We start from the raw sequence: 9,650 nt of genomic DNA on the forward strand, positions 1-9,650 counted from the left end.
TTTCGGTCGGTTGCTGAAGTGACCGGTCGCGACAGAGCCCCACGGCAGGGGGCCGGTCGTTTCAGACCCCGCCGCGGCAGCCAAGGAGGAGCACGCGCGTCATGATGGTTAGACTATACACAACTCCTCAGACAAGTAGAGAGGTTTCATGGTTTCGCAGGTACAGCGTCAACCGCTGGCGGCACAAGCCGCACAGCTGTTGCTGACGCGCATCAAAGATGGCGAATGGGCGCTGGGACAACGCCTTCCAGGCGAGATCACCTTGGCCGCGCAGCTCGGCGTGGGACGCTCCACTCTGCGGGAGGCCATCCGGGAACTGGCCGGAAAAGGCGTCCTCGACAGCCGTCAGGGCGCCGGCGTGTTCGTCACCGCCCTCGATGTCGCCGACGATTGGGACACCGTGCTGCGCAGTGCAAACATCGCCTCGGTGATCGAGGCCCGCATCGCCATCGAGGCCGAGGGCGCCGCGCTGGCCGCGACCCGTCGTACCCCTGCCGACTTGCGCACCATCCGACGGACCCTCGCGGCCCGCGGGGTCGCCGGCCAGTCAGTCCCCGAACATGTGGACGCAGACATGGCTTTTCACCGGGCTGTGATCGCCGCTGCGCACAACGACGTGTTGATCCAGTTGTTCGACGCATTCCTCCCCCGGCTGCGGTTGGCGATGATCGACATGCTCAAAATCCGCCCGATCACATCCGAGCCGTGCGACCACGACCTGCATCAGCAACTCGCCGACGCGATCGTCGCGCGCGACGGTGCCGCGGCCGCCGCGGCCAGTCGCACCCATCTGAGCACCCTGAAGGAATCATTCTCATGACCCCGGTCCTCGAACTCGACGACGTGACCTTCCGCCGCGAAGGCAAGCAGATCATCGACGGCATCTCGCTGACGGTGCAGGAAGGTGAGCACTGGGCACTGCTCGGCCCCAACGGTGCCGGCAAGAGCACGCTGCTGGGTTTCTGCGGCGCGGTGACGTTTCCGACGACCGGAATCGTGCGGGTCCTGGGCGCGCAGATGGGCCGCACCGACCTGGCGCCGCTGCGCCGGTCCATCGGCCACGTGAACCCCCGGCACCGGCTGCAGTACCCGCTGATGGTGCGTGAGGTGGTACTGACCGGCATCACCGGCACCATCGACATCGCCGCTCGCTGGACGCCGACCGCCGACGACATCGCCCGCGCCGACGAGTTGATCGGGACCGTGGGGCTGACGCACCGGGCCGACGCGGCGTGGCCGACGCTATCGCAGGGTGAACGGGGCCGGACCCTGATCGCCCGCGCCCTGATCGCCGAGCCCCGACTGCTGCTGCTCGACGAGCCGACCACCGGCCTCGACGTGGCGGCTCGTGAGCAGTTGCTGGAAACCCTTGATGCACTGGAGCATTCACATCCCGAGATGGCGTCGATTCTGGTGACGCATCACCTCGAGGAACTGCCGACCTCCACGTCCCACGCCCTGTTGATCTCGGGCGGCCGCACGGTCGCAGTAGGCCCCGCCGTCGAGGCCGTGACGACCGATCATGTGTCAGAGGCCTTTTCGCACCCCGTCGAGGTCGGCTACGACCACGGCCGGTGGTCCGCCCGGGCCGCGGCGAGTGCCCGATTCAGCTAGCGAACTCCCGGGCCTTCAGATAGGCGCGCCAGCCGCCGAACTCCGAGATGTCTGGTGCCGCGATGGCTTCTTCGTCGGCGCATACGAACCCGGTCTCCCACGACCCGTCGTTGAGTTCCACCGCCGCCAGACCCATCGGCGTCGGCAGGGCCGCCAGGAACTTCCCGAGCGCCGCGGGCGAGAGCGCCCAGCGTTCCACCTCGAAGGCCCGCCCACCGTGCGGCAGCCGCACCAGCGCGGGCTTGCCCGACGGCAGCGCCGTCATGCGGTAGCGCTCGGCCGTGCGGGCCGGGCCGTCCCACCGTGCCCCGAGATCGTGAAGCTGTCCGGCCAGCGGCTGGTCCCGCAGATGCGCGCCGGCGACCACGAGCGTCAGCGCACCGGCTCCCGCCTGCTCCGGCCAGGACGGCACCGCACCACGCTCGCCGCCGCTCAGCCGGGCCGCGATGTCCGCCACCACAGCGTCATCGAATGCCCGGCCCAGCACGGTCACCCCGAATTGGGCTGTGGTGCCGTCGGATTCGACGACCTCACCGGCCGGCACCGCGACCCCACACATGTCGAACAGATTGCAGAAGTTGGTGTAGGTGCCGATCCTGGCGTTGACACCGACCGGGTCGGCCGCTACCTCCGCCAACGTCGGCTGCAGCGGCGCGGTGGGGACCAGCAGCGCGTCGCACTCCCCCAGCGTGCGGAACGCCCGCTGCCGCAGGCCATCCAGCGTGTGGCGATCGCGCAGCAACCCCGTCGCGGTGTGGGCACCACCGGCGGAGATGATGGCCGCGACTGTTGAATCGAGACCGGCATCGAGGTCGTTGTCTTCCACCGCCCCGGTGATGAAGTCCCCCACCGCTTCGGTGCGTTCGGCGACCAGTGCGCCGTCGTACAGCAGGCGCGCGGCGGCCAGGAAGTCCGTCAGATCGATGGGCACGATGCGCATGCCGGCGGCGCGCGCGGCGTCGACTGCCCGCTCGAACGCGGCAGCCCAACCGGGAGCCATCGCCGGGAGTTCGGTCGGCACCGCCAGGACCGGGTCAGCCGGGGCGGCGAAGCGGGTCGAGGTGGGCCAAGGCCGCTGTGTCGTCGTGGCCATGACCGCCATAGCGCGCTCTGCCGTAGCCAGGTCGCGTGCGAGAACAGTCACGCAATCGTAGCTCGGGCAGGCCGGGACGACGCCGGTGGTCGACACCAGACTGATGGTGCCCTTGATCCCGACCAGGCCCTGATAGGCCGCCGGGACCCGACCGGATCCAGCAGTGTCCGTACCGATTCCGATGTCGGCCGCACCGATGGCCACCGCGACGGCCGAACCCGACGACGAACCGCCCGAGATCCGGTCCGGTCGCCGTGCGTCGCGCACCGCACCGTACGGGCTTCGGGTGCCGACGAGCCCGGTGGCAAACTGGTCCAGGTTGGTCTTGCCGATCACCACCGCACCGGCCGCCCGCAGCGCCGCCACCGCCGGTGCATCGGCTTCCGGGGTGTAGGCATAACCCGGGCACGCCGCGGTGGTGGGCAAACCGGCGACGTCGACGTTGTCCTTGACGGCAAGCAGCTGACCAGCCAGCGGGCCCTGCGCCCGCGAAAATTCCTGGCGCACCACGTCTTCGTCGCGCACGGTGATGAAGGCTTCCGGTCGCTGGGCAATGGCCGCGAACGCGGCGCTGATCCGATCCATCACGCGACTTCCTGTCCTGTTGTGGCACCTGAATCTGATTGGTCGCACTCCTCATCGCGGCTCGTACCTCGCCGCTTGATCGTCGCGCTCCCGGGCTTCTTGCGTGCGCCGATCTCGCCGCTGGCCTCCCAGCGGGCCCGCTCCTCGCCCCGCGCAATCGTCATCCGTTGTCGCACCGCGGCGATGTCGTCGGCCTCACGCGACAGGAAGTCCAGATAGTCCGCGATCCGGAACTCGCCATCGGTGATGTCCACAGCGCCGCGCCCCGCCGCGACGTCGGCGCGCAGGTCGGTCAGTTCCTCGGAGGACACCGGATACCACGACACCTGGTCGAAGAACCGCAGCAACCAGGGCTGCCCGGGCTCGAAACCCGGTGCCGACAGCGGGAACCGGTGGTTCCACACCTGGGTGGTACGGCCCATCAGCTGGTAGCCACCCGGGCCTTCCATGCCGTAGATGCAGAGATAGGCACCACCGATCCCCACCGCGTTCTCCGGTGTCCAGGTGCGGGCCGGGTTGTACTTGGTGGTGACCACCCGGTGCCGCGGATCGACCGGCGTGGCGACAGGCGCGCCCAGGTAGACATCGCCGAGGCCGAGCACGAGATAACTCGCCGCGTGGACGATGTCGAACACGTCCTGCTGTGAGTCCAGGCCGTTCATGCGCCGGATGAACTCGATGTTGCTCGGGCACCACGGGGCGTCGTCGCGCACGCCGTTGCGGTACCGGTCGATGGCCAGCCGGATGGTGGGGTCATCCCAGCTGAGCGGCAATCGCACCGAGCGGCTCGGCAGCACCAACTGGTCGACGGGCCCGAGCGCGGACTCGATGTCTAGCACGAACGCCGTCATCGTCTGATGATCGGTGAGCGCGGCGTCGAACTTGACCTGCAGCGAACGGATTCCGGGCGTCAGGTCGATGATCCCGCGGGGCCGGTTGGCCTCGATGGCGGTGTGCAGCGCGTGCACCCGCGCCCGCAGCACCAGATCGAGTGTCATGGTGCCGTATTCGACCAGCAGGTTGTCATCGCCACTGCGGCGCAACGTCATCGAGGTCGTGCCGTCCCCGGTGACGCCGCGGTGCAGCACCCCGTCGTCGCCGTCACCGCGCGGGCTCCGCACCACCGGCGAGGCCGCCCGCCGCGATGTGCCCAGGGCCGCCAGCGGCGCCGCAGCGCTGGCCCGCACGGGCACGAAGCGCACCCGGTCACCCGGGGTGAGCTGCCCGAGCTTCCAGCGGTCCGCGGACGTCACCGTCACCGGGCAGACGAAACCGCCGAGGCTCGGGCCATCCGGGCCCAGCAGGATCGGGGTATCACCGGTGAAGTCCAGTGCACCAACCGAATACGGGGTGTCGTGAATGTTCGACGGATGCAGACCGGCCTCACCGCCGTCCGGCCGGGCCCACTGCGGCTTCGGCCCGACCAGGCGGACACCGGTGCGGTCGAGGTTGTGGTCTACCAGATACGTGGCCTCGTAGAGAGTTTCGATATCGGCGCGGGTGAAGAACTCCGGTGCACCGTGCGGTCCTTCGGTGACCGCCAGCCGCCATTCGTGGCCGATCGAGGGGACCTCCTCATCGGTCAGCCGACGCGGACGGCCCACCGCGGCACCCACATCGAGGCGGTCACCGGCGGCCAGGGCCCGGCCACCCGCGCCGAACTTCCCGAGCGTGAACGTCGAGCGCGAGCCGAGGTAGGCTTCGGCCTCGATCCCACCGGCCACTGCGATGTAGATGCGCATCCCGACGCCCTGCACCGCGCCGATCTCGAGCACGCCACCCTCCGGGACCGCAATGGGCGCCCATTGCCGGGCGGGCACCCCGTCGAGGGTCACCGATACCGGAGCACCGGTGACGCAGACGACGGTCGCCTCGTCGAATCCCAGTGTCGGGCCGGCCATCATCGCCTCCAGGCCGGGTGCTCCTTCGGCGTTACCGACCGCGAGGTTGGCCAGCCGCAGCGACAGGTCGTCCATCGGCCCCGACGGGGGCACACCCACCTGCCAGTAGCCGATGCGGCCCGGCCAGTCCTGAACGGTGGTACTCGGTCCCGGCCGCAGCACGGTGATGGGTCGCTCGGTCATCGATGGCGCCATGCGGGCACTCCTCTGCTCAACGCGGTGTGTCAGAACCTGGATCAGGACGGGCGGGTGACGATCATCCGTACCGGCGTCGGATCGAAGCCGTTGCACGGGTTGTTGATCTGCGGGCAGTTCGACACCAACACGAGGACGTCGGCGTCGGCACGCAGCGCCACCCGCAGCCCTGGCGACGACAACCCGTCGACGATGCCGAGGGTGCCGTCGGCCTCGACCGGCACGTTCATGAAGAAGTTGAGATTCGGTGCCAGATCCCGCTTTCCGAGGCCGTAGCGCGCGCCTTCGATCAGAAAGTTCTCCACGCAGGCGTGCTGGTGACGCGTGTGGTGGCCGTAACGCAGGGTGTTGGACTCCTGCGAGCAGGCGCCCCCGACGGTGTCGTGGTTGCCCACTTCGTCGGCCACGACGGTCATCAGTGCCCCACCGTCGCTGTCCCGCAGCACTGTTCCGGTGCCGACGAACAGTGACCGCTGCGCCGTGATGGTGGTCTGCGCGCTGTAGCGCCGGGACGTGTCATGCGCCCCGTAGATCAGGGTGTCGACGGCCTGGTTGCCGTGCAGGTCGACGATGGTCAGCACATCGCCGGCCGTGATGATCGCCGACCAGGGGCCGCGAGCTTCGACGATCTCGTCGCGGATGGTCGTGCCGGAAACCAGCGCGGGGACCGAGTCGATGGCGGTGCTCATGCGGATGCTCCTTCGGTGAGATGTAGTGCGGTCCAGACGTCTTCGGTGTTGCGGTGGGCGCGTTCGTATTCGGGCCCGATGGTCTCGGCGCGGGCGGCCAGCTCGGCGAGGTCGTCAGGAGCGGACCAGGCCAGGATCTCCAGGTCGGAGGTGTTGAAGCTCGGGTCGGGGTCGAGCGGGTGCGCGGTGTTGGCGATCGCCACGATCACCGGCAGATGCACGATCAGTTCGACAGTGGTGCCGGGGCCGGCCGAGCCCGTCGACTCCAGTTGACCCGCATCGTCGGCGCGGACGCCGTGGAAGAACGACACCCCGGGGCCGACGTCGCGCGGTCCGAGACCGTGCTTGAGCGCGGCGAGCACCAGGAGCTCGCGGCCGGCCGGGCTGTCCGAATGAGCGGTGCCGGCCCCGTAGCGGGCTTTGTTCTGATCGCGGGTTGTAGTGCCGCACAAGGCGTCATGGTGACCCGAGGTGTCGGCAACGATGGTCGCCAGGACCCGCCCCTGGTCGTCGAGCAGCGGATGGCCGGTACCGAGGTACGCCTGCCACGGCACCTTGACGGTGTCGGCGGTGTTGAGCCGCTCCCACGGGGCATCGGCGCGCCACAACAGCAGGTGCGCACACGCGCGACCGTCGATGTCGGTGAGTCGCAACCGCGTTCCGCGGGCCAGCACCTTGCTGGTGTAGCGGCCGCCGGGCACCGTCTCGGCCCAGGTCAGACGGTCGGCGTCGACACCGGACGGCGGTGTCGGCCACCGCGATGCCGGGACGACGGGCATGGCCGCCGTGTGAGTGCCGGCCTGGGCGCGGGCGTGCGCTCGGGCGGCAGCGGTTGTTGAGGTGGACGAGGCAGTCACGAGAATCCTTTCGGCAGTTGCGGATTGGACGGGGTCAGAGCGACCCGACGGGGCGGGGGTGTTCCCGGCGGTACGGGAAGCACAGGGCACCGAGCGTGACGATGGCGACGATGGTGAACGGCCCGGCCCAGACCAGCAGTGGCATGGTGCCCGTCGGGTCGTAGATCTCCGGCCGCGGCCAGGCCAGGTTGATCACCATGGCCATGCCGTACACCACCGCGAACACATTGATCGGCAGTCCCCAGCGGCCCATCGAGAAGAGCGGCCGTCCACCGGCATCGGTGACCGTTGCGTCCCAACGCATTCCCCGCAGCCGGTGCACCAGCAGCGGTGCCGTCACCAGCAGGTAGGCGATGTAGATCGCGATGATGCAGACGCTGGCGAGCGTCGCGAAGATCGCGGAGTTGCCGACGTTGACCAGCAGCACGCCGACACAGGCGACACCGACCACGATGGCCGGCGGAATGGGCGTCCCGGTAGCCGGATTGACGCGGGACAGCAGCGACGAGAACGGCAGCCGGTGGTCGCGTGCCATGGAGAACATCAGGCGGGTGGCCGCGGTCTGAATGGCCAAGGTGCAGATGAAGATTGCGATGGCGACATCGACGAGGAGCAAGGTCCCCCACGGCGAGGACAGCACCGCACCCAGCACATAGGGCAGGCCCTCCGTCGCCAGGCGCCCATCGGTCAGGCTCGGCGCGGCCATCAGGGCACCGATGATCATCAGTCCACCGCCGAGTGCGGAGACGGTGAGCGCCGAGCGGATGGTGCGCGGGGCGACCCGGCGCGCGTCGCGGGTCTCCTCGGCGAGTTCACCGGCGGAACCGAAGCCGACCATGACGTACGCGGCCATCAGGCCGGAGGCGATCCAGGCCCAGCCGTACCCGGGGCCCGCTGCGCCGGTGTCGAAAACGACCTGAGGACCGCGCTGGGCATGAGTGAAGAACACGCCGACCACCGCGATCACGCCGACGATCTCGCAGCAGACCCCGATGGTCGCCACCCGCGACATCCAGCGGACTCCGATGCAATTGATCGTGGTGGTGATCACCAGGAGCGCGGTACCCAGTAGCACCGCGTTGGCCGCTCCATCCGCGGACGTGAGAGCGGTGTCGGTGCCGATGATCTGGAAACCCGACCACACCGCCGGCAGCACCACCTGTAGTGCGATGGCCGCGGCCGACGCCGTGATGATCTGCGCGAGGATCATGAACCAGCCGCCGAACCAGCCGACCACCTCACCGCCGAGACGACGGGCCCACTGGTAGATGGCTCCCGAGATCGGGTACCGCGCGGCGAGTTCGGCGAAGCACAGGGCCACCGCGAACTGACCGATGAATACTGCAGGCCAGGTCCAGAAGAACGCCGGACCACCGAAACCGTAACCGAGGCCGAACAACTGGAAGATTGTGGTGAGGATCGAGACGAACGAGAAGCCGGCCGCGAACGAGGCGAACTTGCCCAGCGAGCGGTGCAGTTGTTGGTCGTAGCCGAACTCGGCGAGATCGTCGTGGTCCGCCGGCGACGCGTTGGTCAATGTCATCCGATCCCGCTTCTTCAGAGGTTAATACCTGTCAACTGACAGAATTAACGGAAAGCGTGACGCAGATGGGTCACCGACGTTTCCGGCGTGGGTCGCGATGTAACAGTTGAGTTTCACGCGAGGCGGCGATGCGCGGATGACCGCAGGTGGCACAGTAGTGGCATGAGCCGCCCAGGCCGCCCCCGCCATCGCGATGCCCTACGCCCCGGCAGTACCGCCGTCGAGCAGATCCTCGACGCCGCCGGAGAACTCTTTGTGACGCAGGGGTTCACCGTGACCTCGACGCGGTCCATCGCCGAGGCGGTCGGCATCCGGCAGGCCTCGCTGTATCACCATTTCCCCAACAAGGAAGCCATTCTCGAAGCACTACTCGATGCGACGGTGGTGCCGTCGCTGGACTTCGCGCGGCGCGTGACGCGGTCGGTGGAGGATCCGCGGGCCGCACTGTGGGCGGTGACGGCAGGCGACGCGGCCAACCTGTTGTCCGTCCCGTGGAACCTGGGCCGGCTGTATCTGCTGCCGGAGGTCGACGGCATCGAGGGCTTCCACCACCGGCGGCGTGAGCTGCACGCCGTCTACCGCCAGCTCGCGGTCGACGTCATGGGCGGCCACGACGAGTTCCGCTGCGGCCTACCGGTGCGCCTCACCGAAACGGTCATCGCGCAGCGCGTCGACGATCCCGGCATCGCCGGTGACGAAGTGGCCGCCGCCATCGCTGATGCGGCGCTGCGGGTGCTGGGCGTCGATGTCGACGACGCGCTGCAGGCCGAGGGACGGGCACTGGTCCAGCAGCACCTGTCCGACGCCGGCTAGGACTCGGGGGCGAGCAGGAGGTCTGCGTCGAAGCAGCTGTGATCGCCGGTGTGGCAGGCCCCGCCGACCTGGTCGACCTCGACCAGCACGGCGTCACCGTCGCAGTCCAACCGCACCGAATGCACGTGCTGCGTGTGTCCGGACGTCAACCCCTTGACCCACTGCTGCCCGCGCGAGCGGGAAAAATACGTCGCCTCACGGGTTTCCAGGGTGCGGGCCAGCGCGTCGTCGTCCATCCAGGCGACCATCAGGACGTCGCCGGTGCCCCGCTGCTGCACCACGGCCGTGAACAGCCCGGCCTCATTGCGCTTGATGCGCGCCGCAATATTCGGATCGAGAGCACTCATCGCACCGGACCTC

The 9,650-nt window shown here is 68.8% G+C and carries 9 protein-coding genes; 3 read left to right on the top strand and 6 right to left on the bottom strand.

The features are described 5' to 3' along the window. Positions 1-148: 148 nt before the first annotated feature. Positions 149-820 (top strand): FadR/GntR family transcriptional regulator, encoded by a 672-nt coding sequence (locus tag ACX12F_RS16875; protein ID WP_459365675.1) that lies wholly within the window; start codon positions 149-151, stop codon positions 818-820. After that, entirely contained in the window at positions 817-1,614 is a 798-nt protein-coding gene (locus ACX12F_RS16880; protein ID WP_459365676.1) for an ABC transporter ATP-binding protein, read from the top strand. Before ACX12F_RS16875 ends, ACX12F_RS16880 begins: the two co-directional genes overlap by 4 nt. Here the strand turns inward: ACX12F_RS16880 and atzF are convergent. Genes atzF through ACX12F_RS16905 form a run of 5 tightly spaced genes read right to left on the bottom strand, consistent with a single transcriptional unit; the run spans position 1,607 to position 8,477 of the window. After that, complete coding sequence (gene atzF / locus ACX12F_RS16885) at positions 1,607-3,292, bottom strand: allophanate hydrolase (RefSeq protein WP_459365677.1); 1,686 nt, start codon at positions 3,290-3,292, stop codon at positions 1,607-1,609. The two genes, ACX12F_RS16880 and atzF, sit on opposite strands and share 8 nt — an antisense overlap. Continuing rightward, the gene (locus ACX12F_RS16890) at positions 3,292-5,388 is read right to left on the bottom strand and encodes a 5-oxoprolinase/urea amidolyase family protein (RefSeq protein WP_459365678.1); all 2,097 of its coding nucleotides are present in this window, start codon (positions 5,386-5,388) and stop codon (positions 3,292-3,294) included. Before ACX12F_RS16890 ends, atzF begins: the two co-directional genes overlap by 1 nt. Before the next feature lie 41 nt (positions 5,389-5,429). Continuing rightward, positions 5,430-6,077 (bottom strand): urea amidolyase associated protein UAAP2, encoded by a 648-nt coding sequence (locus ACX12F_RS16895; protein WP_459365679.1) that lies wholly within the window; start codon positions 6,075-6,077, stop codon positions 5,430-5,432. Then, a complete protein-coding gene (locus ACX12F_RS16900; RefSeq protein ID WP_459370393.1) occupies positions 6,074-6,940 on the bottom strand; it encodes an urea amidolyase associated protein UAAP1 in 867 nt (288 codons plus the stop codon). Before ACX12F_RS16900 ends, ACX12F_RS16895 begins: the two co-directional genes overlap by 4 nt. Positions 6,941-6,968: 28 nt before the next feature. Further along, entirely contained in the window at positions 6,969-8,477 is a 1,509-nt protein-coding gene (locus ACX12F_RS16905; protein ID WP_459365680.1) for an amino acid permease, read from the bottom strand. A 162-nt stretch (positions 8,478-8,639) separates the two neighbouring features. Between ACX12F_RS16905 and ACX12F_RS16910 the strand changes: the two genes are divergently transcribed. Then, positions 8,640-9,290 (top strand): TetR/AcrR family transcriptional regulator, encoded by a 651-nt coding sequence (locus ACX12F_RS16910; RefSeq protein ID WP_459365681.1) that lies wholly within the window; start codon positions 8,640-8,642, stop codon positions 9,288-9,290. Here ACX12F_RS16910 and hisI read toward each other — a convergent pair. Further along, positions 9,287-9,637 (bottom strand): phosphoribosyl-AMP cyclohydrolase, encoded by a 351-nt coding sequence (gene hisI / locus ACX12F_RS16915; RefSeq protein WP_459365682.1) that lies wholly within the window; start codon positions 9,635-9,637, stop codon positions 9,287-9,289. The genes ACX12F_RS16910 and hisI overlap by 4 nt on opposite strands. Positions 9,638-9,650: the final 13 nt, after the last annotated feature.

This window comes from Mycolicibacterium sp. HS_4_1 (assembly GCF_054515875.1).